This is a genomic window from Pseudomonas vranovensis (assembly GCF_040438935.1).
GTDB lineage: Bacteria > Pseudomonadota > Gammaproteobacteria > Pseudomonadales > Pseudomonadaceae > Aquipseudomonas > Aquipseudomonas vranovensis.
This window is the reverse complement of sequence record NZ_CP159259.1, coordinates 656,314-677,098: the sequence shown is the minus strand read 5'-3', so window position 1 is coordinate 677,098 and position 20,785 is coordinate 656,314. Positions and strand designations below refer to the sequence as shown.

Sequence of the window (20,785 nt, the reverse complement as noted above, 5' to 3'; positions counted from 1 at the left end):
AATCAGGCCTCGGCAGCTTTGCGGTAATTGTGGCCGATCGGGTGCGGCATGTTGCGGGCCTTGGCCAACTCGATCTGCTTCTGCCGGTCAATGGCGCTGCGTCGGGTCTTTTCGCTCAGGCTGTCCCAGCAATGCGGGCAACTGATACCTGGCGAGTAGTGTTCGGACGCTCGGTCTTCCACGCTGATCGGGGTGCGGCAGGCATGGCACTGGTCATAATCGCCTTCGGTCAGGTCATGACGCACAGTGACCCGGTTGTCGAAGACGAAACAGTCGCCCTGCCAGCGGCTTTCATCCTGTGGCACCTCTTCAAGGTATTTCAGGATCCCGCCCTTAAGATGATAGACCTCTTCAAAACCTTCACCGAGCATGTAGCTGGAGGCTTTTTCGCAACGGATGCCACCCGTGCAGAACATCGCAACCTTCTTGTGGCGCGACGGGTCGAAGTTGGCCTTGATGTACTCGGGGAACTCGCGGAAGGTGGTGGTCTTGGGGTCGATCGCGCCGTCGAAGGTGCCAATGGCCACTTCGTAGTCGTTGCGGGTATCGATCAGCAACACTTCCGGATCGCTGATCAGCGCGTTCCAGTCCTTGGGCTCGACGTAGGTGCCGACCTTGTGGTTCGGGTCTACCCCCTCCACGCCCAGGGTGACGATTTCTTTCTTGAGCTTGACCTTGGTGCGATAGAACGGCTGTTCGTCGCAGTAGGATTCCTTGTGGTCGATACCTACCAGGCGGGCATCGCTGCGCAGCCAGGCCAGCAGGCCGTCGATACCTTCACGGGTACCGGACACCGTGCCATTGATACCTTCCTCGGCCAGCAACAAAGTGCCCTTGATGCCATTGGCGGTCATGCTTTCGAGCAGCGGTTCACGCAGCTCGACGTAATCTTTCAGGGTTACGAATTTATACAGCGCCGCCACGACGATAGCTTGGGTCATGCAAGAACTCTCCAGGTGGTTGCCCTCGCAAAGGGCGGACCGGATGACAAAAAAAACGCGCCGACGAGCGGCGCGTTGCACATTCTAGCAAAAAACTGACGAGGAAATCAGTGTTTGCTGCCACCTGCACAGGTGGGTGAAGCAGGCGCTGCGCCCACCTTCTGCCACTCCCCGGGGGTATAGGTGTGCAGGGCCAGGGCATGAAATTGCCCCATCAGCTCACCCAGCGTGGCGTAGACCTTCTGGTGGCGCTTGACGCTGTTCAGACCCTCGAACTGCTCGCTGACCAGCACGGCCTTGTAGTGGGTTTCTTGCCCACGGCTGTGCATATGGCTTTCGTCGAGCACCGAAAGGTGCTGGGGCGCAAGCGCGGCCAGGCTTTGTTCAATCTTCTGCTGCATGGACATGGACGGCTCCGCGATTTACTTCTTCGCCGGAGCGGCGGCCTTGCCGGCGTTCGGGTCGAGTTCTTTGGTCATGTCAGCCAACAGTTTGTTGACTACCGGCACGGCGCTTTCCAGCTTCTGTTGGGTCAGCTGAGCCGACTGCTGGGTAACTTGAGGCATTTTTTCCAGCACTTTCTTGCCCAGTGGCGACTGGTAGAAGGCAACCAGGTCCTTGAGCTCGCTTTCGGTGAAGGTGCGGGTGTACAGCTTGACCATGTCCGGCTTCAGCTTGTTCCAGCCGATAGCCTGGTCCAGGGCGGCGTTGGCCTTGGCCTGGTAGCTGTCGAGCACGGCTTTTTTCGAGGCTGGGGCCTTGGTCTGTTCAAAACGCTGGGCAAACATCTGTTGCACCTGCATGTAAACCGGGGTGCCGAGCTTGTCAGCGTGCGCCATCATGAGGAATTTTTCGGCACTGGCGTTGTGGCTGGCGGTATCGGCAAGCACCTGGCCGCTGGCGCAGACCAGCGCAACAGCGGTGCAAAGGGCGCGAAGACGGGTCATCGGAATTCCTTCATTAGACAGAGGAGGTAGTACCCCGGAGTAGAGCATTCTGCGCCGACTCGGGCACGTCGCTCAAGTGGGTCGACGAGCAATGGAACCGCTGCGACGAAAAGGGACCTAAACTGCGAATTCAGACCACAAGGGAGTGAGCGCAGCATGAGCCGTATCGAAACTGACAGCCTGGGTCAGGTCGAAGTTCCTGACCAGGCCTATTGGGGTGCCCAGACGCAACGCTCGCTGATCAACTTCGCCATCGGCAAGGAACGCATGCCGCTGGCGGTCCTGCATGCCCTGGCGTTGATCAAGAAAGCCGCCGCACGGGTCAACGACCGCAATGGAGACCTGCCGGCCGACATTGCCCGGCTGATCGAACAGGCCGCCGACGAAGTGCTCGACGGCCAGCTCGACGACCAGTTCCCGCTCGTCGTCTGGCAGACCGGTAGCGGCACCCAGAGCAATATGAACGTCAACGAAGTGATCGCCGGGCGCGCCAACGAACTGGCCGGCAAGGGACGCGGCGGCAAGATTCCGGTCCATCCCAACGATCATGTCAATCGCTCCCAGAGCTCCAACGACTGTTTCCCCACCGCCATGCACATAGCCGCCGCCCAGGCGGTCCAGCACAAGTTGCTGCCGGCAATCACTGAGCTGTCTTCGGGGTTGGCGGAGCTGTCGGCACGCCACCAGCACCTGGTGAAGACCGGCCGCACCCACATGATGGATGCGACGCCGATCACCTTCGGCCAGGAAGTCTCTGCTTATGTAGCCCAGCTCGATTATGCCCAGCGGGCGATCCGCTCGGCCCTGCCGGCCGTGTGCGAACTGGCCCAGGGCGGAACCGCGGTAGGCACCGGGCTCAATGCCCCGCACGGCTTTGCCGAAGCCATTGCCGCAGAACTAGCTGCGCTCTCCGGCCTGCCCTTCGTCACCGCACCGAACAAGTTTGCGGCACTGTCTGGCCACGAGCCGTTGACCACCCTGGCCGGTGGCCTGAAAACCCTGGCGGTGGCACTGATGAAGCTGGCCAACGATTTGCGCCTACTCGGCTCCGGCCCCCGCGCCGGTATCGCCGAAGTGCGCTTGCCTGCCAACGAACCAGGCAGCTCGATCATGCCGGGCAAGGTCAACCCGACGCAATGCGAGGCCCTGTCGATGCTGGCCTGCCAAGTGCTGGGCAACGACACCGCCATCGGCTTTGCCGCGAGCCAGGGCCACCTGCAATTGAACGTGTTCAAGCCGGTGATCATCCACAACCTGCTGCAATCCATCGAGTTGCTGGCCGATGGCTGCAGCAACTTCCAGCAGCACTGTGTGGCCGGCATCGAGCCGGATGCCGAGCAGATGGCTGCGCACCTGGAGCGCGGGTTGATGCTGGTGACTGCCCTGAACCCGCATATCGGCTACGACAAGGCCGCAGAAATTGCCAAGAAAGCCTACAGCGAAGGCACTACCCTGCGTGAGGCAGCCCTGACCCTGGGCTACCTGAACAACCAGCAGTTCGACCAGTGGGTCCGCCCGCAAGACATGCTCGAACCTGGCAAGAAAGGCTGAATCAACGCGCCAGGCGCAAGCGCCTGGCGCGCCAGCCGGCCATCAGCGATGGGCCCAGCGCCGTCAGCGCCGAGCCCAGCACCACCACCAGTGCGCCGATATAGCCCAACGTATTGATCTGCTCGGCCTGCACATAGTCAGGCCAGAACCAGGCCGCCAGCGCCACGGCGACAAAGGTCACCAGCGGTGTGAGCGCCAGGGTTGCACTGACCTTCGAGGCCTCCCAGTGGGCCAGCGCTTCGGCAAAGGCACCGTAGGCCACCAGGGTGTTGAGGCAGCAGGCAAGCAACAGCCAGCCTTGCAGCGGGCTCAACTGAAGCGCTTCTAGGGGATGTACCCACGGCGTCAGCAACGCGGCGCAGCACAGGTAGATCACCATCATGACCTGCAGCGAATTCCACACGGTCAGCAACTGCTTCTGGCTCAAGGCGTAGAACACCCAGATCGTGGTTGCCAGCACAATGGTCAGTACACCCGTGGTATAGACACTCAAGGAGCTCAGCAACTCTTCCAGGCGCTGATTGAAAAACAAGCCAAAACCCGTGAGCAGGATGACAAGGCCCATGCCTTGACCGAAGGTGAAGCGCTCCTTGAACAGGAACACACTGGCCACCAGCAGCATCACCGGCCCCAACTGAACCACCAGTTGCGCGGTACCGGGGCTGAGCAGGTTGAGCCCCATCAGGTACAGCACGTAGTTACCCACCAGGCCACACGTGGCCAGCACCACCAGCCCCCAGCCCTTGCGCCCGAGTCGGTTGAACGAGGGCAGCCTCCTGCTTGCCGCCAGCCAGGCGAACAACAGCCCCCCGGATACCAGCAAGCGGAACCAGGTCACGGTGATCGGGTCCATCACCTGCAGTACCTGTTTGAGCTTGATGGGCAGGATGCCCCAGAGCAAGGCCGTCAATAGCGATAACGACAGGCCATAGACCCAGCGTCCGGAAGAAATGTGCATACCAGCCTCAATTGCCCTGTGGTAGGGGGAGACTGAATTCTACGGGGTGGGTGTGGAGGGCCGACAGGTACAATTGCGGAAAAGATTTCAGTACTTCATTCCTTGAGCTCATCCTGGCTGGCGACTGCGGTGCAGTCGGTCACAGCCTCGTTCCTCGCCAGCGGCTACAGGCCTGGTCCTTGTAGCCGCTGGCGTAAGCAGCGCTCGTGTTGCTGTGGAAGACAGCAGCGCCTATTTCTTGTCTCTCTTGAATGCGGCTTCGAGTGCATCGTTGATAGTGCGCAGCACCTTTACCCGCGCCCAGCGCTTGTCATTGGCTTCGACCAGGGTCCAGGGCGCGATCTCGGTACTGGTGCGATCGACCATGTCACCCACCGCCTCGGCGTACTGATCCCACTTGTCGCGGTTACGCCAGTCTTCCTCGGTGATCTTGAAACGCTTGAAGGGAATCTGCTCGCGTTCCTGGAAGCGTTCCAACTGGGTCTGTTCATCGATCGACAGCCAGAACTTGACCACCACAACACCGGCGCTGACCATCTGCTCTTCAAAGTCGTTGATCTCGCCGTAGGCACGCATCCAGTCTGCCTGGCTGCAAAAACCCTCGACCCGCTCCACCAGCACCCGGCCGTACCAGGAGCGGTCGAACACGGTGAACTTGCCACGGGCCGGAAGGTGTCGCCAGAAGCGCCACAAATAAGGTTGCGCCCGCTCCTCTTCGGTCGGTGCAGCGATGGGCACGATGCGGTACTGGCGCGGGTCCAGCGCGGCGGCCACACGGCGAATGGCGCCGCCCTTGCCCGCCGCGTCATTACCCTCGAATACCGCGATCAATGCGTGACGGCGCATGCGTTTGTCACGCAGCAGCCCCGCCAGGCGAGCCTGCTCGATAATGAGTTGTTCCTGGTAGTCGTCCTTGCTCAGGCGCAGGGTCAGGTCCAGGCTGCCGAGCAGGCTGCGCTGGTCGATGGCGTGGCCCAAAGGGGCAATGTTGGCCAGGTGGACCGGCGCATGCTGGGCCTTGAGTGCCGCCTGGAGCCCTTCAAGCAGGATGCGGCCGACCGCCAGGCTGCGGTAGTGAGGGTCGACCCCCTCGATCACGTGCCAGGGGGCGTAGTCGCGGCTGGTCTGGCGCAGCACCCGTTCACCGAAGCGTACGAAGCGGTCATAGGTTTCCGATTGCTGCCAATCCAGCGGGCTGATGCGCCAACTGTGCAGCGGATCGTCCCGTAGTGCCTTGAGCCGGGCCTTCATCTGTTTCTTGGACAGGTGGAACCAGAACTTGAAGATCAGCGCGCCTTCATCGCAGAGCATTTCTTCCAGGCGCTCGGCGCCGCGAATGGCCTGGTCGAGTACGGCATCCTTGAAATGGCCATGCACACGCCCCTGGAGCATCTGGCTGTACCAGTTGCCGAAGAAAATCCCCATGCGCCCCTTTGCCGGCAGGGCTCGCCAGTAGCGCCAGGCGGGTGGTCGGGCCAGTTCTTCATCGGTCTGCTGGTCAAAGGTGCGCACTTCGATCAGGCGCGGGTCCATCCACTCGTTGAGCAGTTTTACGGTTTCACCCTTGCCGGCACCTTCGATGCCATTGATCAGAATGATCACCGGAAAACGCGCCTGCTGCTTGAGCTCGAACTGTGCTTCGAGCAAGGCTTCGCGCAGCGCCGGCACCTCGGCCTCGTAGGTTTCTTTGTCGATGGAGTGACCAATTTCAGCGGATTCGAACATACCAGGCTCCCTACTTGGATATGCAAGGTTAGCGGATCCGCGCCGGCTTTGTCGGTGGACGCAAAGATTGCGCCGGGTCAAATCTACAGGGGGCTGTCGATCAGCTAAAATGCCGCTCTAGCCTGACCCGAGCCGACCATGACCGATGTAATCCACTATGCCCAGATCGACTGGGACGACCAGGGCCGCCCCCATTCGCGCCAGTTCGATGACATCTACTTTTCCAAGGACCAGAGCCTGGAAGAGACCCGCCATGTGTTCATCGACCAGAACGACCTGCGCCAGCGCTTCAGTACGCTGGCGCCGGGCCAGTGCCTGGTGATCGGTGAAACCGGGTTCGGCACCGGGCTCAATTTCTTCTGCGCCTGGCAGTTGTTTGTCGACTGTGCAGCCCCCGACGCCCGCCTGCACTTCATCAGTGTGGAAAAGTACCCGCTGAGCCGCACCGACCTGACCCGCGCCCTGGCCCTGTGGCCAGAACTGGCGCCCTTCAGCGCACCGCTGCTGGCCCAGTACGTAGCGGTACACGAGGGTTTCCAGACCTTCAGCTTCGATCAAGGCCGGGTACAGCTGACCTTGATGATCGGCGACGCCCTGGAGCAACTGCCGCAACTCGACGCCCAGGTCGATGCCTGGTTCCTCGACGGTTTCGCCCCGGCGAAAAACCCGCAGATGTGGACGCCGGAACTGTTCACTCACGTCGGACGCCTGTCGGCTGCCAATGCCACCCTGGGCACCTTCACCAGCACCGGCTGGGTACGGCGCGGCCTGATCGCGGTGGGCTTCGAGATGAAGCGCATTCCCGGCATCGGCAAAAAGTGGGAGATCCTGCGCGGCGCCTTTCGTGGGCAGCCAGCAGGCCTTGAAGTACCCACACCAGCTCCCTGGTTCAGTCGCCCAGCGCCCCTGCCCGGCCCACGCCATGCCTTGGTCGTCGGGGCCGGCCTTGCCGGATGCGCAACCGCGGCGAGCCTGGCGCGGCGAGGCTGGAAAGTGACGGTACTGGAGCGACATGCAACGCCTGCGGCCGAAGCCTCCGGCAACCCACAAGGGGTGCTTTACCTCAAGCTCTCGGCGCACGGCACCGCATTGTCGCGCCTCATCCTCAGCGGTTTCGGCTATACCCGGCGCCTGCTTGAATGCCTGCAACGCGGCCGCGACTGGGACGGATGCGGGGTCTTGCAACTGGCTTTCGACGCCAAGGAAGACCAGCGCCAGGCCCTGCTGGCCGAAGCCTTCGACCCGCAATTGCTGCAGCGCCTGGAGCGTGAACACGCCGAAGCAGTGGCGGGCGTAACCCTGGCCAGCGGTGGTCTGTTCTACCCCGATGGTGGCTGGGTCCACCCGCCCGCCTTGTGCCAGGCACAACTGCAGCACCCGAACATCACCTTGCTGACCCACCACCAGGTGCTGCAGCTACGCAAGGTCGACGGTCTCTGGCAAGCCTGGGATAGCGAGAAACTGCTGGCCAGCGCACCGCTGGCGGTACTGGCCACTGCCGCCGATATCCACCGGTTCGAACCTTGCGCCACGCTGCCGCTCAAGCGAATCCGTGGCCAGATCACCCGCCTGCCTGCCACCGCGCAAAGTCAGGTGCTCGCGACGGTAGTGTGCGCCGAAGGCTATGTGGCGCCACCGCGTGAAGGCGAGCACACCCTGGGTGCCAGCTTCGACTTCCACAACACCGACCTGACCCCTACCGCAAGCGAGCACATCGGCAACCTGGCCTTGCTGGAACAAATCTCCAGCGACCTGGCCGAGCGCCTGGGCGCCCATCACCTGGACCCGCACACCCTGCAGGGCCGTGCCGCGTTCCGCTGCACCAGCCCCGACTACCTGCCCATCGTCGGCCCGCTGGCCGATCGCCAACCGTTCGACCAGCATTACGCGGTGCTGGCCAAGGACGCCCGCCAGATACCCGACACACCCTGCCCCTGGCTCGAAGGCCTGTACGTCAATAGCGGCCATGGTTCACGCGGCCTGATCACAGCGCCCCTGTCGGGCGAACTGATCGCCGCCTGGGTCGACAACGCCCCGCTGCCGGTGCCACGCAGCGTCGCCGAAGCCTGCCACCCCAACCGCTTCATGCTCCGCGAGCTGATCAGGGGGAAAAAAGCAGCGGCAAGCGGCAAGCCCTGAGCTGCAAGTGAAGATAAAAGCGGCTGGCTTGCAGCTTGCCGCTTGAAGCTTATTACTGCGGCTTATAACGCATTGATATAAAACTCTCGCTATCCGCATCGGTCAGTTTCCATGTGCCTGGGTTCAGGCACCTTCCCCAACGGCAAAACCGGTAAGGACTTATGTGCGGATTAGCTGGAGAGTTTCGTTTCACCCCTGTTGCCCACCCACCACGCCCGGCGGACCTCGCCGCGGTCGAGCGGATCACCCATCACCTGGCTCCTCGCGGCCCCGACGCCTGGGGCTTTCATAGCCAAGGCCCGATCGCCCTGGGCCATCGCCGCCTGAAGATCATGGATCTGTCCGACGGCTCGGCCCAACCCATGGTCGATAACCAGTTGGGCCTGTCGCTGGCCTTCAACGGTGCCATCTACAACTTCCCGGAACTGCGCAGCGAGCTGGAAAGCCTCGGCTATGCCTTCTACTCCGATGGCGACACCGAGGTGCTGCTCAAGGGCTATCACGCCTGGGGCACCGAGCTGCTGCCGCGCCTCAACGGCATGTTCGCCCTGGCGATCTGGGAGCGCGACACCCAGCAGCTGTTACTGGCCCGTGACCGGCTGGGTGTCAAGCCGCTGTACCTGTCGCGCAATGGCGAACGACTGCGCTTCGCCTCAAGCCTGCCAGCCCTGCTCAAAGGCGGCGACATCGATCCGATGCTCGACCCCGTGGCACTGAACCACTACCTCAACTTCCACGCGGTGGTGCCAGCACCGCGCACGCTGCTGGCCAATGTCGAGAAACTGCCGCCGGCCACCTGGATGCGTATCGACGCCCAGGGCCGGGTTGAGCAACAGGTGTGGTGGCAACTGCACTACGGCCCGCGCACCGATGAGCAGCACTTCACCCTGGAAGACTGGCGCGACCGAGTGCTGGACAGCACCCGTGAAGCGGTGGCGATTCGTCAGCGGGCGGCGGTGGAAGTTGGCGTACTGCTCTCTGGCGGTGTCGATTCAAGCCTGTTGGTTGGCTTGCTGCGCGAGGTGGGCGTGGAGGATCTATCGACCTTCTCCATCGGCTTTGAAGATGCCGGCGGCGAGCGTGGCGATGAGTTCCAGTATTCCGACTTGATCGCTCGTCACTACAGCACCCGCCATCACCAATTGCGCATCGACGAGCGGGAAATCATCGAGCAATTGCCGGCAGCCTTTCGTGCCATGAGCGAGCCAATGGTCAGCCATGATTGCATTGCCTTCTACCTGCTCTCGCGGGAAGTGGCCAAGCACTGCAAGGTGGTGCAAAGCGGCCAGGGTGCCGATGAACTGTTCGCGGGTTATCACTGGTACCCGCAGGTGGATGGCGCCCCGGATGCTCATGCTGCCTACCGCCATGCGTTTTTCGACCGCAGCTACGACGACTACGCCGCCACCGTGCAGCAACCCTGGCTGCTCGATTATGACGCCGCCGGCGACTTCGTCCGTCAGCACTTCGCCCAGCCGGGGGCGAGTGACGCAGTAGACAAGGCACTTCGCCTGGACAGCACCGTGATGCTGGTCGATGACCCGGTAAAGCGGGTCGACAACATGACCATGGCCTGGGGCCTGGAGGCCCGCACACCGTTCCTCGACTACCGCCTGGTTGAGTTGTCGGCGCGCATTCCGGCGCGCTTCAAACTGCCCGACGGTGGCAAGCAGGTGCTCAAGGAGGCGGCACGCCTGGTCATTCCCGGCGAAGTCATCGACCGCAAGAAGGGGTACTTCCCGGTGCCCGGGCTCAAGCACCTGCAGGGGGCGACCCTGGACTGGGTACGCGAGCTGCTGCTGGACCCAAGCCAGGACCGCGGCGTGTTCGAACCCGCCGCTCTGGACCGCCTGCTCAGCGACCCGCATGGCCAGCTGACGCCGCTGCGGGGGTCGAAACTCTGGCAACTGGCAGCCTTGAACCTGTGGCTCAGCGAACAAGGAATCTGACCGATGAAAGCCCATGCCTCACCCTATGGCCAGCGCCTGGTGCGCGGCCAGGTGCCGACCTATGAGCGTTTGCAGGCACAGTTGGCCGGCGATGGCAGTGATCCCCACGAGCAACCGCGCTCGTTGCATTGCGGCTGGGGTCGCCTACTGATCGGCCACACCTACCCGGACCCGGCCAGCCTTGCCACTGCGCTGCAGGACGAGCGCCCCGGCGAACGCGATATCGCCCTGTACGTGGCAGCGCCGCAACAAGTGCTGGCCCAGGCGCCTCATCAACTGTTCCTCGATCCCTCCGACACCCTGCGCCTGTGGTTCAGCGACTACCGTCAGGCCCAGCGCGTGTTTCGCGGCTTCCGTATCCGTCGCGCGCAGAGCGACAGTGACTGGCAGGCGATCAACGCGTTGTACCTGGCCCGCGGCATGCTGCCCATTGATCCTGCGCTGCTCACCCCGCGCCACCTGGGCGGGCCGGTGTACTGGCTGGCCGAAGATGAAGACAGCGGCGCGGTAATCGGCAGCGTCATGGGCTTGAACCATGAAAAAGCCTTTGCCGACCCCGAGCACGGCAGCAGCTTGTGGTGCCTGGCAGTCGACCCGCAGTGCACCCGCCCCGGGGTCGGCGAAGTGCTGGTGCGCCATTTGATCGAGCACTTCATGAGCCGTGGCCTGAGCTGCCTGGACCTCTCGGTGTTGCACGACAACCGCCAGGCCAAGCGCCTGTACGCCAAACTGGGGTTTCGCACCCTGCCCACCTTCGCCGTCAAGCGCAAGAACGGCATCAACCAGCCGCTGTTCCTGGGACCCGGCCCGGAAGTAGGCCTCAATCCGTATGCCCGGATCATTGTCGAGGAGGCGTATCGACGTGGTATCGATGTGCAGGTCGATGATGCCGATGCCGGGCTGTTTACCCTCAGCCTGGGGGGGCGGCGGATACGCTGCCGCGAATCGTTGAGTGACCTGACCAGCGCCGTGAGCATGACCCTGTGCCAGGACAAGAGCCTGACCCACAAGGCACTCGGCAATGCCGGCCTGCAACTGCCCGCCCAGCAACTGGCGGGCAATGCCGACGACAACCTGGCCTTTCTGGAAGACCACGGCGCAGTAGTGGTCAAGCCACTGGATGGCGAACAGGGTCAGGGGGTCGCGGTCAACCTGACCACGCTTGAGGAAATCAATCAGGCAATCGAAAACGCCCGCCGCTTCGACAGCCGCGTACTGCTCGAAAGCTTTCACCAGGGCCTGGATTTACGCATCGTGGTTATCGGCTTCGACGTGGTGGCTGCCGCCATTCGCCACCCGGCCCAGATCGTCGGTGACGGCCAATTGGCGGTAGGGGCGTTGATCGAAGCGCAAAGCCGCCGGCGCCAGGCGGCCACCGGCGGTGAGAGCCGCATCCCGCTGGACGACGAGACCCTGCGTACCTTGCATGCCGCCGGCGTCGATTACGAGACGGTACTGCCCGCCGGCCAGCGCCTGGCCGTGCGTCGCACCGCCAACTTGCACACCGGCGGTTGCCTGGAAGACGTCACCGAACGCCTGCACCCGGTCCTGGCCGACGCCGCTGTAAGGGCGGCCCGCGCCCTAGATATCCCGGTGGTCGGCCTGGACCTGATGGTCGAGGCGGCCGACCAGCCCGAACACGTCTTCATCGAAGCCAACGAACGCGTCGGCCTGGCCAACCACGAACCGCAACCTACCGCCGAACGCTTCGTCGACCTGCTGTTTCCACACAGCCGGCCGGCCCCATGATCACAGGAGGCCGCATGACCGAAAAACTCCCGGAGCCAGACCTCACCTACCTGCAAAAAGTGCTGTTGGAGATGCTCGCCATTCCCAGCCCCACCGGTTTTACCGACACCATCGTGCGCTACGTCGCCGAGCGCCTGGAGGAGCTCGGCATTCCCTTTGAGCTCACCCGGCGAGGTACCATTCGCGCCACCCTCAAGGGTCGTAAAAGTTCACCGGACAGGGCCGTATCCGCCCACCTGGACACCATTGGCGCCAGTGTGCGCGCCATCCAGGACAACGGTCGCCTGTCGCTGGCGCCGGTGGGCTGCTGGTCCAGCCGGTTTGCCGAAGGCAGCCGGGTCAGCGTGTTTACCGACAACGGCGTATTGCGGGGCAGCGTCCTGCCCTTGATGGCCAGCGGGCATGCCTACAACACCGCCATCGACCAGATGCCGGTGAGCTGGGAGCATATTGAATTGCGCCTGGACGCCTACTGCACCACCCGGGCCGACTGCCAGTCGCTGGGAATCGATATCGGTGACTTCGTGGCGTTCGACCCGCTGCCGGAGTTCACCGAAAGTGGCCATATCAGTGCCCGTCACCTGGACGACAAGGCTGGCGTGGCCGCGTTGCTGGCCTCACTCAAGGCGGTGGTCGACAGCGGTGCACAACCCCTGATCGACTGCCATCCGCTGTTCACCATCACCGAGGAAACCGGCTCCGGTGCCGCAGCCGCCCTGCCCTGGGATGTCAGTGAGTTCGTCGGTATCGACATCGCCCCGGTCGCTCCGGGCCAGCACTCCAGCGAACATGCGGTGAGCGTGGCGATGCAGGATTCGGCCGGCCCCTATGACTATCACCTGTCACGCCACTTGCTGAAGCTCGCTCGCGAAAATGAGCTGCCGGCTCGCCGTGACCTGTTTCGCTATTACTTCAGCGACGCTCATTCGGCGATCACTGCCGGCCACGACATTCGCACCGCATTGCTGGCCTTCGGCTGCGATGCTACCCATGGCTACGAGCGCACCCACATCGACAGCCTGGCCGCCTTGAGTCGATTGTTGACCGCCTACCTGCTGAGCCCACCGGTATTTGCCAGCGACTCGCACGCCACCGGCAGTTCGTTGGAAAGCTTCAGCCATCAGTTGGAACATGACGCGCAGATGGAAACCGAAACCCGGGTGCCTGCGGTCGACAGCCTGATCGGCAACAAGCACTAGCGCCTACACAGTCAGGGCAGCTTTGGCGTAGCATACCGTCACATTTCGCCAAACCTGCCCTGTGCCCATGCTGATTCCCTACGAACAACTGGAAGCCGAAACCCTCACCCGCCTGATCGAGGATTTCGTCACCCGCGACGGCACCGACAACGGTGACGACACCCCACTGGAAACCCGCGTGCTGCGGGTGCGTCAGGCGCTGGCGAAAAAGCAGGCGTTCATCCTGTTCGATCTCGAAAGCCAGCAATGCCAACTGTTGGCCAAGCACGATGTGCCCAAGGAACTGTTCGACTGACTACTGCTCGGTCTTGGCCTTCTGCGCGGCGATCTGTTGGTGGATTTCCGCCCGGTGTACGTCGACATGACGGGGTGCGCTGATACCAAATCGCACCACATTCCCGTCGACCGACAACACCTTGACCTTTATGTGATCGTCTATAGCGATGATTTCGCCTATTTCGCGGCCTATTACCAACATGCTCCGATCCTCCACTGTGCTGAGAGCTCGGAGACTGCACCGGGTACCTGCGCCCTTCAATACTCTGATGAATAATTAGCCTATTCCCACCAGAATCAGCGATTTTACCTACAAATGCCCCGTTTCTTTACACAATCAGGCGCTCTGCAAGCGTGGCCCAAACACAATGATGCTGGCACCCAGCACACAAAGCAGCGCACCGATCCAGTCGCTGCCCAGTGGACGCACACGCTCGACAAATGCCAGCCAAAGCAATGAGCTGACGATGTAGATGCCGCCATAGGCGGCATAGGCGCGCCCGGCATAGGCGGCCTCGACACGCGTGAGGATCAGCGCGAACAGGGTCAGGCTGAGCAATGAGGGGGCTATCCACCAGGCACTCTTGCCCAACCGCAGCCACAAGTAGAAGCCGTAGCAACCGGCGATCTCGAAGATCGCCGCGAGGAAAAACCACAAGTAGTTGATCACTTCAGTAATCCTGGCCCAATTGAAAAACGGCCTAGGGTAACTGATTCTGCCGCTGCCGCAGGCGCGATCCACCGCAAGGCGACCGTGAACACCGCAGGGCGACTGCTGCGCAGCCGACCGCAGCCTGGCGCCAGCGGCTACAGGGCTTCAGCCTTGGCTGGGCTTTGCCTTGGCGCGCATCTTCTCGGCCATGACAGCCATCTCGTCATACAGCCGTTGCGGGGCACGCTGCTTGAGCGTCCAGGCTTCGCGCCCCAGCTCGTGAGGCAGGATCATGAACGCGCCAGCGGCAACCTGTTGATAGATGTAATCGGCGATATCGGCAGCCGTAATCGGCGAGCTTTCCAGCAACTTGCCCACCTGGGCCTTCATCGCCGGGGTCGGTCCACGGAACGAATCGAGCAGGTTGGTCTGGAAGAACGACGGGCACACTACATGCACCGCAACTTCCTGCTGGCGCAATTCGACCAGAAGGCTTTCAGAGAGGGCCAATACCCCCGCCTTGGCCACGTTGTAGTTGCTCATGGCCGGCCCCTGCATCAATGCCGCCATCGAGGCGATGTTGATGATCCGCCCCTTGCTGCGCTCCAGCAGCGGCAGGAAGGCCTTGCAGCCCTTGACCACGCCCATCAGGTTGATCGCGATCTGCCAGTCCCAGTCTTCCAGTGACAACTCCGAGAAGAACCCGCCTGCAGCAACACCGGCGTTGTTGACGATCACGTCGATGCCGCCGAACTTCTCTTCACAGGCCTGGGCCAACGCAGTGAGCTGGCTGTAGTCACGTACATCGCAGCGCTGCACGAAGCCCTGGCCGCCTGCTTCCCTGACCAGCGCCAGGGTTTCTTTGAGGCCGGCCTCATTGACATCGGCCAATGCCAACTGCCATCCCTCGCGTGCCCAGCGCAATGCGATCTCACGACCGAGCCCGGAACCTGCACCAGTAATCATCATGCGGTTTTGCATAGCGGGACGCCTTGTACTGTTCTGGAAAGTTAGCGCCAGTGTAGCGAAGGCAATGGCCGCACCCACGCTGTATCAGGATGCTGAATAGCGGGGGCAAACAGCGGTGATAGCGGTTTATTAAACTTTTCTTTGTTGGCAGGAGTCGGAATTTACAGGCGGGCATGAAACGCATGACCGAACACAAGGATTTGATCCCAGACGCCTACCCTCTCAGCCAAACAAGGACACTGCCATGGGCACCATACTCATCATCATTCTGATACTGCTGTTGATCGGTGGTTTACCTGTCTTCCCGCACTCCAGAAGTTGGGGTTATGGCCCCTCAGGCATCATTGGTACGGTATTGATCATCCTCTTGATTCTGCTATTGCTCGGCAAAATCTAGGCATTAAAAAGGCAGCCTCACGGCTGCCTTTTTCATTGTGCCCCGCTAGATCAATGCGAGACCGCACCGCTGGCACCCAGGCCAGTCTGCGAGCGAACGAACTGCGGGAAAAACAGCGCACGCTCTTCATCAGCCGCCTTGGACTTGTCAGTGACCGAGAAGAACCAGATCCCTGCAAAGGCAATGATCATCGAGAACAGTGCCGGGTACTCGTACGGGTAGATGGCTTTCTCGTGACCGAGGATCTGCACCCAGATGGTCGGGCCAAGAATCATCAGCGCCACGGCACTCACCAGGCCCATCCAGCCGCCAATCATGGCGCCACGGGTGGTCAGCTTCTTCCAGTACATCGAGAGCAGCAGTACCGGGAAGTTGCAGCTGGCAGCGATCGAGAACGCCAGGCCTACCATGAAGGCGATGTTCTGGCTTTCGAACAGAATGCCCAGCCCGATTGCCAGCACCGCCAGAGCGATGGTGGTGATCTTCGAGACGCGGATTTCATCCTTCTCGTTGGCCTTGCCTTTCTTGATCACACTGGCGTACAGGTCGTGGGATACCGCCGAGGCACCGGCCAGGGTCAGGCCTGCCACTACTGCCAGGATGGTCGCGAACGCCACCGCCGAGATGAAGCCCAGGAACACACTGCCACCCACGGCATCAGCCAGGTGTACCGCCGCCATGTTGTTGCCGCCGATCAGGGCGCCAGCAGCGTCCTTGAAGTCCGGGTTGGTGCTGACCAGCAGGATTGCGCCAAAGCCGATGATGAAGGTCAGGATGTAGAAGTAGCCGATGAAACCGGTGGCATACAGGACGCTCTTGCGGGCTTCCTTGGCGTCGCTGACGGTGAAGAAGCGCATCAGGATATGCGGCAGGCCGGCGGTACCGAACATCAGGGCCAGGCCGAGGGAGAATGCCGAGATCGGATCTTTGACCAGGCCGCCCGGGCTCATGATCGCTTCACCTTTGGGGTGAACCTTGATGGCTTCGGAGAACAGGGCATTGAAGTCGAAGTTGACGTGTTTCATCACCATCAGCGCCATGAAGCTGGCACCGGAGAGCAGCAGAACGGCCTTGATGATCTGTACCCAGGTGGTTGCGAGCATGCCGCCGAACAGCACGTACATGCACATAAGGATACCCACCAGGATCACCGCAACGTGGTAGTCCAGGCCGAACAGCAGCTGGATCAACTTGCCGGCACCGACCATCTGCGCGATCAGGTAGAACGCCACCACCACCAGCGAGCCCGAGGCCGACAGGGTGCGGATTTCTTTTTGCCCGAGGCGGTAAGAGGCCACGTCGGCAAAGGTGTATTTACCCAGGTTACGCAGGCGTTCGGCGATCAGGAACAAGATGATCGGCCAGCCAACCAGAAAGCCGATCGAGTAGATCAGTCCGTCGTAGCCGGAGGTGAACACCAGGGCGGAAATACCCAGGAAGGACGCTGCCGACATGTAGTCGCCGGCAATCGCCAGACCGTTCTGGAAACCAGTGATTCGGCCACCGGCGGCGTAGTAGTCAGAAGCCGATTTGTTACGCTTGGAAGCCCAGTAGGTGATGCACAGGGTGGCACCGACGAAGGCGACGAACATCAGGATCGCCGCAACGTTCAAAGGCTGCTTGTGCACCTCGCCGGTCAGGGCGTCGGCGGCCCAGACGGCAGGTGCAAAAATGCCGAAGGCCAGAGTTGCCAGAAGACGCCGGATCATTGCTGAGCCTCCTTGAGGATCGCTTTGTTCATCTCGTCGAACTCACCGTTGGCGCGACGTACATAGATCGCTGTGAGCACGAAGGCAGAGAGAATCAAGCCGACACCCAGGGGAATTCCCCAGGTCACGGAAGACTCGGGACTGAGCTTGGCACCCAGAATTTGCGGGCCATAGGCGATCAACAGGATGAAAGCAGAGTAGAGGCCGAGCATGATCGCCGAGAGAATCCAGGCGAAACGTTCGCGTTTTGAAACCAGCTCCTTGAACCGCGGGCTGTTTTGTATCGAGAGGTAAATGCTGTCGTTCATTGTTTTTGTCCTCGCAGCACAGATTAGGTAGAACCCACTCCACTTTATGCTGCCTTTGGACGCGCTCCAGACGACCTTAGTCTTAGATGCAACAGAGTTTTACCGAATCGGTAACAACCTTGAACGACAAGGCCGCAGCGCCATTTCGGCAGCTGCGGCCCTGGAAGGTGCCAGACAGAGGCTTTAAGCCATTATTTGGTGATCCACTCGGCGACGCGTTCCGGGTGCTTGGCTACCCAGTCCTTGGCGGCGGCTTCGGGTTTTGCGCCCTCTTGAATGGCCAACATGACCTCTCCGATTTCATCCTTGGACTGCCACTGGAACTTCTTGAGGAACTCGGCGACTTCCGGTGCCTTGGTTGCCAGCTCCTTGCTGCCGATACTGTTGACGGTTTCGGCGGCGCCATAAACGCCTTTCGGGTCTTCGAGGAAACGCAACTTCCATTTGGCGAACATCCAGTGCGGCACCCAGCCGGTGACGGCAATGGGCTGCTGTTTGGCATAGGCGCGGCCCAGTTCCGAGGTCATGGCGGCGCCTGAGCTGGCCTGGAGTTTGTAGCCACTCAGGTCGTAGTCCTTGATGGCCTGGTCGGTCTTGAGCATGACGCCGGAGCCGGCATCGATACCGACGATCTTTTTCTTGAAGCTGTCGTCGCTCTTGAGGTCGGCCAGCGATTGCGCCTTGACGTATTCGGGGACGATCAAGCCGATCTTGGCGTCCTTGAAGTTGGGGCCATAGTCGACCACGTTGCTTTTGTTCTTGGCCCAGTACTCGCCGTGCGTCACTGGCAGCCAGGCCGAAAGCATGGCATCGAGCTTGCCGGTGGCGACTCCCTGCCACATGATTCCGGTGGCCACAGCCTGCAGTTTGACGTCGTAACCTAGCTTCTGTCTGATCACTTCGGCGGCTACGTTGGTGGTTGCCACACTGTCGGACCAGCCATCGACGTAGCCGATGCTTACTTCCTTGGCCATCGCCTGCCCCACACCGATCGCCATTGCCAGGGCGGTACCCACCCCCAGGAGTCGTCGCATTTTCATCAAAGCTTCCCCTCGTCACGTCACGGAAGCTTCATCATCAACCTCGGGTGCCTGTAGTCCTTCTCTGACAACGACGTCGAAACAGCGAGAAACGACATCACATGGCCAGCAACCCCTATCGTTACATCAAGCAACATCCGCTCGTGCGAACTTTGCATGCAGGGCTTTAGCCTGTGCCATTTGCGGGTAGTATTGCCGGCTTTGCTCCCTGACGGCCCGATCCATGTCCCCGACTGCCCGCTTCCCGTTGCTGCCCTACCTGTTTGCCTGCCTGCTCGGCCTTTTCGCGCTGGGAGGACTCTGGTACGGCCTGGGCAAGCCGGTGGTACTGCCGGATGCGGCCAGCGCCACGCACAAGCTGCAGTGTGCGTCATACACCCCGTTCGACAAGGACCAGTCACCGTTCGACCAGCCGTTCCAGTTGCGGCCGGCACGCATGGATGCCGACCTCGCCTTGCTCTCCCAGCGCTTTGAGTGCATCCGCACCTACTCGGTGACAGGTCTTGAAGCCATACCCGACCTTGCCCGCAAGCATGGCCTCAAGGTCATGCTCGGCGCCTGGGTCAATGCCAATCCGGTAGACACGCAAAAAGAGATCAAAGGCCTGATCGCCGCTGCCAATGCCAATCCCGATGTGGTCAAAGCCGTGATCGTCGGCAACGAAGTCCTGCTGCGCAAGGAAGTCACCGGCGCGCAACTGGCCAACCTGATCACCCAGGTCAAGCGCCAGGTCAGCGTGCCGGTAACCTATGCCGATGTCTGGGAGTTCTGGCTGCAGTACCCCGAAATCGCTCCGGCCGTGGACTTCCTGACCATTCACTTGTTGCCCTACTGGGAAGATGATCCGCGCGGCATTGAAGATGCCCTGCACCATGTCGGCGAGATCCGCCAGGTGTTCGGCAACCGCTTTGCTCCCAAGGACATCGTCATTGGCGAAACCGGCTGGCCGAGCGAAGGCCGCCAGCGCGAAACCGCCCTGCCCAGCCCGGTCAACGAAGCGCGCTTTATCCGTGGTTTTGTCGCCATGGCCGAACAGCACGGCTGGCACTACAACCTGATCGAAGCCTTCGACCAACCCTGGAAGCGCGCCAGCGAAGGCGCCGTGGGCGGCTACTGGGGACTGTACGATGCCGACCGCCAGGACAAAGGCATTCTTGAAGGCCCGGTGAGCAACCTATCGCTGTGGCCGCAATGGCTGGCCGCCTGCAGCCTGCTGTTTGTCGCCACACTCTTGCTGGCAGGCCGCGTGCGCAGCACCCGAGCCGCCCTGCTCCTGCCACTGCTGGCAGCCCTGGGCGCAGCAAGCCTGGGATTGTGGGGCGAGCTGGTACGCATCAACAGCCGATTCGCCGGCGAGTGGGTGTGGGCAATGCTGCTGGCTGGCCTGAACCTGATCGTACTGGCCCATGGTGCCCTGGCGCTGGCCGCCCGGGATGGCTGGCGTGAACGGGCTTTCTCCTGGCTCGAGGCGCATGCTGGCTGGTGGCTGGCTGGCGCAGGCTTTGCCGCTGCGGTGAGCATGCTGGCGCTGGTGTTCGACCCGCGTTACCGCAGCTTCCCGAGTGCGGCACTGGTGCTGCCGGCGGTTGTCTACCTGCTGCGTCCGGTGAAGGGACCTCGGGCTGAAATCGGCCTGCTGGCATTCATCGTCGGTGCAGGGATTGCGCCGCAATTGTTCCAGGAAGGGTTGAGCAACCAGCAGGCGCTGGTGTGGGCAGGCGTGAGTGTATTGATGGTCGCAGCGTTGTGGCGCAGCTTGCGGGTTCGCACACCGGCGTGAACATCGGTCCTGCGCCGGGGTTTCAGCTTGAACGCCGTACCAACCGCAGCGCCGCCAGCACCACGGCAAATACCGCGAGGCTGGCGCTGTACAACACCAACGCGGGAATCCCGACCACCAGTGCCACTACCGCCACCCGCCACCCCGTCCGGGCAGGTATCACCTGCGCCAGCAACGCCAGCCCCAGCGCGATCCAGGCAATCACCCTGAAATGAATCAACAAACCCAGCGTCGAGCGGGCCTGGCATTGCCACAGCTGCGCCTGCTCGACACAGGTGCCGACCCATTGGGCATCTTCCATCAACCCATAGCGTACCCCATAGCTTGCCGCCAGCCACATCGGCAGGCACAGCAACAACAGGATCAGCGGCAAGCGGTGAGACATGAGACACTCCGGAGTCGTCGAAATCGGCGCCCAGCATAATGGCCCGGGTCGTCTATGCAAGGCAAAAGCGCGAACCTCAGCTACTTTGAACTGAAGATAAATGGAACCAAT

At 61.7% G+C, this 20,785-nt stretch carries 20 protein-coding genes; 8 read left to right on the top strand and 12 right to left on the bottom strand.

Annotated features, from left to right (window positions below; translation table 11 throughout):
• Nucleotides 1-2: 2 nt before the first annotated feature.
• From ABVN19_RS03150 to ABVN19_RS03140, 3 genes are all read right to left on the bottom strand, one after another.
• The gene (locus ABVN19_RS03150; RefSeq protein WP_028943662.1) at nucleotides 3-941 is read right to left on the bottom strand and encodes a rhodanese-related sulfurtransferase; all 939 of its coding nucleotides are present in this window, start codon (nucleotides 939-941) and stop codon (nucleotides 3-5) included.
• A 107-nt stretch (nucleotides 942-1,048) separates the two neighbouring features.
• On the bottom strand, nucleotides 1,049-1,348 hold the full coding sequence (locus ABVN19_RS03145) for a BolA family protein (RefSeq protein ID WP_028943661.1): 300 nt from the start codon (nucleotides 1,346-1,348) through the stop codon (nucleotides 1,049-1,051).
• Between the two features lie 15 nt (nucleotides 1,349-1,363).
• Complete coding sequence (locus tag ABVN19_RS03140) at nucleotides 1,364-1,888, bottom strand: DUF2059 domain-containing protein (RefSeq protein WP_028943660.1); 525 nt, start codon at nucleotides 1,886-1,888, stop codon at nucleotides 1,364-1,366.
• A gap of 156 nt (nucleotides 1,889-2,044) precedes the next feature.
• On the opposite strand from ABVN19_RS03140, the gene ABVN19_RS03135 reads away from it, so the two are divergent.
• Nucleotides 2,045-3,439 carry a class II fumarate hydratase gene (locus tag ABVN19_RS03135; RefSeq protein ID WP_105641719.1) on the top strand — a complete coding sequence of 465 codons (1,395 nt, stop codon included), beginning with the start codon at nucleotides 2,045-2,047 and terminating at the stop codon, nucleotides 3,437-3,439.
• 1 nt (nucleotide 3,440) lies between these two features.
• Here the strand turns inward: ABVN19_RS03135 and ABVN19_RS03130 are convergent, their stop codons facing one another.
• Complete coding sequence (locus tag ABVN19_RS03130) at nucleotides 3,441-4,397, bottom strand: DMT family transporter (RefSeq protein WP_105641718.1); 957 nt, start codon at nucleotides 4,395-4,397, stop codon at nucleotides 3,441-3,443.
• Between the two features lie 231 nt (nucleotides 4,398-4,628).
• Complete coding sequence (gene pap, locus ABVN19_RS03125; RefSeq protein ID WP_105641717.1) at nucleotides 4,629-6,122, bottom strand: polyphosphate:AMP phosphotransferase; 1,494 nt, start codon at nucleotides 6,120-6,122, stop codon at nucleotides 4,629-4,631.
• A gap of 138 nt (nucleotides 6,123-6,260) precedes the next feature.
• On the opposite strand from pap, the gene mnmC reads away from it, so the two are divergent.
• The 5 genes from mnmC to ABVN19_RS03100 all read left to right on the top strand — a co-directional run bounded on the left by mnmC (nucleotide 6,261) and on the right by ABVN19_RS03100 (nucleotide 13,453).
• Nucleotides 6,261-8,261 (top strand): bifunctional tRNA (5-methylaminomethyl-2-thiouridine)(34)-methyltransferase MnmD/FAD-dependent 5-carboxymethylaminomethyl-2-thiouridine(34) oxidoreductase MnmC, encoded by a 2,001-nt coding sequence (gene mnmC / locus ABVN19_RS03120; RefSeq protein ID WP_105641716.1) that lies wholly within the window; start codon nucleotides 6,261-6,263, stop codon nucleotides 8,259-8,261.
• Nucleotides 8,262-8,422: 161 nt separating this feature from the next.
• Nucleotides 8,423-10,210, top strand: a complete 1,788-nt coding sequence (locus ABVN19_RS03115) for an N-acetylglutaminylglutamine amidotransferase (RefSeq protein WP_105641715.1) — start codon at nucleotides 8,423-8,425, stop codon at nucleotides 10,208-10,210.
• A gap of 3 nt (nucleotides 10,211-10,213) precedes the next feature.
• The gene (gene ngg, locus ABVN19_RS03110) at nucleotides 10,214-11,959 is read left to right on the top strand and encodes an N-acetylglutaminylglutamine synthetase (RefSeq protein WP_028943654.1); all 1,746 of its coding nucleotides are present in this window, start codon (nucleotides 10,214-10,216) and stop codon (nucleotides 11,957-11,959) included.
• A 14-nt stretch (nucleotides 11,960-11,973) separates the two neighbouring features.
• On the top strand, nucleotides 11,974-13,158 hold the full coding sequence (locus ABVN19_RS03105; RefSeq protein ID WP_028943653.1) for an osmoprotectant NAGGN system M42 family peptidase: 1,185 nt from the start codon (nucleotides 11,974-11,976) through the stop codon (nucleotides 13,156-13,158).
• 67 nt (nucleotides 13,159-13,225) lie between these two features.
• Complete coding sequence (locus ABVN19_RS03100; RefSeq protein ID WP_028943652.1) at nucleotides 13,226-13,453, top strand: YheU family protein; 228 nt, start codon at nucleotides 13,226-13,228, stop codon at nucleotides 13,451-13,453.
• Here the strand turns inward: ABVN19_RS03100 and csrA are convergent, their stop codons facing one another.
• The 3 genes from csrA to ABVN19_RS03085 all read right to left on the bottom strand — a co-directional run bounded on the left by csrA (nucleotide 13,454) and on the right by ABVN19_RS03085 (nucleotide 15,067).
• A complete protein-coding gene (gene csrA / locus ABVN19_RS03095) occupies nucleotides 13,454-13,636 on the bottom strand; it encodes a carbon storage regulator CsrA (protein WP_028943651.1) in 183 nt (60 codons plus the stop codon).
• A gap of 135 nt (nucleotides 13,637-13,771) precedes the next feature.
• A complete protein-coding gene (locus ABVN19_RS03090) occupies nucleotides 13,772-14,104 on the bottom strand; it encodes a YnfA family protein (protein ID WP_028943650.1) in 333 nt (110 codons plus the stop codon).
• Nucleotides 14,105-14,251: 147 nt separating this feature from the next.
• Nucleotides 14,252-15,067, bottom strand: coding sequence for an SDR family oxidoreductase (locus tag ABVN19_RS03085; protein ID WP_028943649.1), 816 nt, complete (start codon nucleotides 15,065-15,067; stop codon nucleotides 14,252-14,254).
• A gap of 232 nt (nucleotides 15,068-15,299) precedes the next feature.
• Here ABVN19_RS03085 and ABVN19_RS03080 point away from each other — a divergent pair, with 232 nt between their 5' ends.
• Nucleotides 15,300-15,452 (top strand): DUF3309 family protein, encoded by a 153-nt coding sequence (locus ABVN19_RS03080; RefSeq protein ID WP_010224169.1) that lies wholly within the window; start codon nucleotides 15,300-15,302, stop codon nucleotides 15,450-15,452.
• A gap of 50 nt (nucleotides 15,453-15,502) precedes the next feature.
• On the opposite strand, the gene ABVN19_RS03075 is transcribed toward ABVN19_RS03080, so the two are convergent.
• The 3 genes from ABVN19_RS03075 to ABVN19_RS03065 form a co-directional block, all read right to left on the bottom strand.
• On the bottom strand, nucleotides 15,503-17,161 hold the full coding sequence (locus ABVN19_RS03075) for a cation acetate symporter (protein WP_028943648.1): 1,659 nt from the start codon (nucleotides 17,159-17,161) through the stop codon (nucleotides 15,503-15,505).
• Entirely contained in the window at nucleotides 17,158-17,469 is a 312-nt protein-coding gene (locus ABVN19_RS03070) for a DUF485 domain-containing protein (RefSeq protein ID WP_028943647.1), read from the bottom strand. The genes ABVN19_RS03075 and ABVN19_RS03070 overlap by 4 nt, the downstream gene beginning before the upstream one ends.
• A gap of 191 nt (nucleotides 17,470-17,660) precedes the next feature.
• Complete coding sequence (locus tag ABVN19_RS03065) at nucleotides 17,661-18,509, bottom strand: glycine betaine ABC transporter substrate-binding protein (RefSeq protein ID WP_028943646.1); 849 nt, start codon at nucleotides 18,507-18,509, stop codon at nucleotides 17,661-17,663.
• A 223-nt stretch (nucleotides 18,510-18,732) separates the two neighbouring features.
• Here ABVN19_RS03065 and ABVN19_RS03060 point away from each other — a divergent pair, with 223 nt between their 5' ends.
• Nucleotides 18,733-20,289 carry a beta (1-6) glucans synthase gene (locus ABVN19_RS03060; protein WP_105641714.1) on the top strand — a complete coding sequence of 519 codons (1,557 nt, stop codon included), beginning with the start codon at nucleotides 18,733-18,735 and terminating at the stop codon, nucleotides 20,287-20,289.
• Nucleotides 20,290-20,311: 22 nt separating this feature from the next.
• Here the strand turns inward: ABVN19_RS03060 and ABVN19_RS03055 are convergent, their stop codons facing one another.
• Nucleotides 20,312-20,674, bottom strand: a complete 363-nt coding sequence (locus ABVN19_RS03055; RefSeq protein ID WP_105641713.1) for a hypothetical protein — start codon at nucleotides 20,672-20,674, stop codon at nucleotides 20,312-20,314.
• Nucleotides 20,675-20,785: the final 111 nt, after the last annotated feature.

Coding starts and splice junctions, on each gene's coding strand:
- ABVN19_RS03150 (WP_028943662.1), bottom strand. CDS start 941: ATGACCCAAGCTATCGTCGTGGCGGCGCTGTATAAATTCGTAACCCTG.
- ABVN19_RS03145 (WP_028943661.1), bottom strand. CDS start 1,348: ATGTCCATGCAGCAGAAGATTGAACAAAGCCTGGCCGCGCTTGCGCCC.
- ABVN19_RS03140 (WP_028943660.1), bottom strand. CDS start 1,888: ATGACCCGTCTTCGCGCCCTTTGCACCGCTGTTGCGCTGGTCTGCGCC.
- ABVN19_RS03135 (WP_105641719.1), top strand. CDS start 2,045: ATGAGCCGTATCGAAACTGACAGCCTGGGTCAGGTCGAAGTTCCTGAC.
- ABVN19_RS03130 (WP_105641718.1), bottom strand. CDS start 4,397: ATGCACATTTCTTCCGGACGCTGGGTCTATGGCCTGTCGTTATCGCTA.
- pap (WP_105641717.1), bottom strand. CDS start 6,122: ATGTTCGAATCCGCTGAAATTGGTCACTCCATCGACAAAGAAACCTAC.
- mnmC (WP_105641716.1), top strand. CDS start 6,261: ATGACCGATGTAATCCACTATGCCCAGATCGACTGGGACGACCAGGGC.
- ABVN19_RS03115 (WP_105641715.1), top strand. CDS start 8,423: ATGTGCGGATTAGCTGGAGAGTTTCGTTTCACCCCTGTTGCCCACCCA.
- ngg (WP_028943654.1), top strand. CDS start 10,214: ATGAAAGCCCATGCCTCACCCTATGGCCAGCGCCTGGTGCGCGGCCAG.
- ABVN19_RS03105 (WP_028943653.1), top strand. CDS start 11,974: ATGACCGAAAAACTCCCGGAGCCAGACCTCACCTACCTGCAAAAAGTG.
- ABVN19_RS03100 (WP_028943652.1), top strand. CDS start 13,226: ATGCTGATTCCCTACGAACAACTGGAAGCCGAAACCCTCACCCGCCTG.
- csrA (WP_028943651.1), bottom strand. CDS start 13,636: ATGTTGGTAATAGGCCGCGAAATAGGCGAAATCATCGCTATAGACGAT.
- ABVN19_RS03085 (WP_028943649.1), bottom strand. CDS start 15,067: ATGCAAAACCGCATGATGATTACTGGTGCAGGTTCCGGGCTCGGTCGT.
- ABVN19_RS03080 (WP_010224169.1), top strand. CDS start 15,300: ATGGGCACCATACTCATCATCATTCTGATACTGCTGTTGATCGGTGGT.
- ABVN19_RS03075 (WP_028943648.1), bottom strand. CDS start 17,161: ATGATCCGGCGTCTTCTGGCAACTCTGGCCTTCGGCATTTTTGCACCT.
- ABVN19_RS03070 (WP_028943647.1), bottom strand. CDS start 17,469: ATGAACGACAGCATTTACCTCTCGATACAAAACAGCCCGCGGTTCAAG.
- ABVN19_RS03065 (WP_028943646.1), bottom strand. CDS start 18,509: ATGAAAATGCGACGACTCCTGGGGGTGGGTACCGCCCTGGCAATGGCG.
- ABVN19_RS03060 (WP_105641714.1), top strand. CDS start 18,733: ATGTCCCCGACTGCCCGCTTCCCGTTGCTGCCCTACCTGTTTGCCTGC.
- ABVN19_RS03055 (WP_105641713.1), bottom strand. CDS start 20,674: ATGTCTCACCGCTTGCCGCTGATCCTGTTGTTGCTGTGCCTGCCGATG.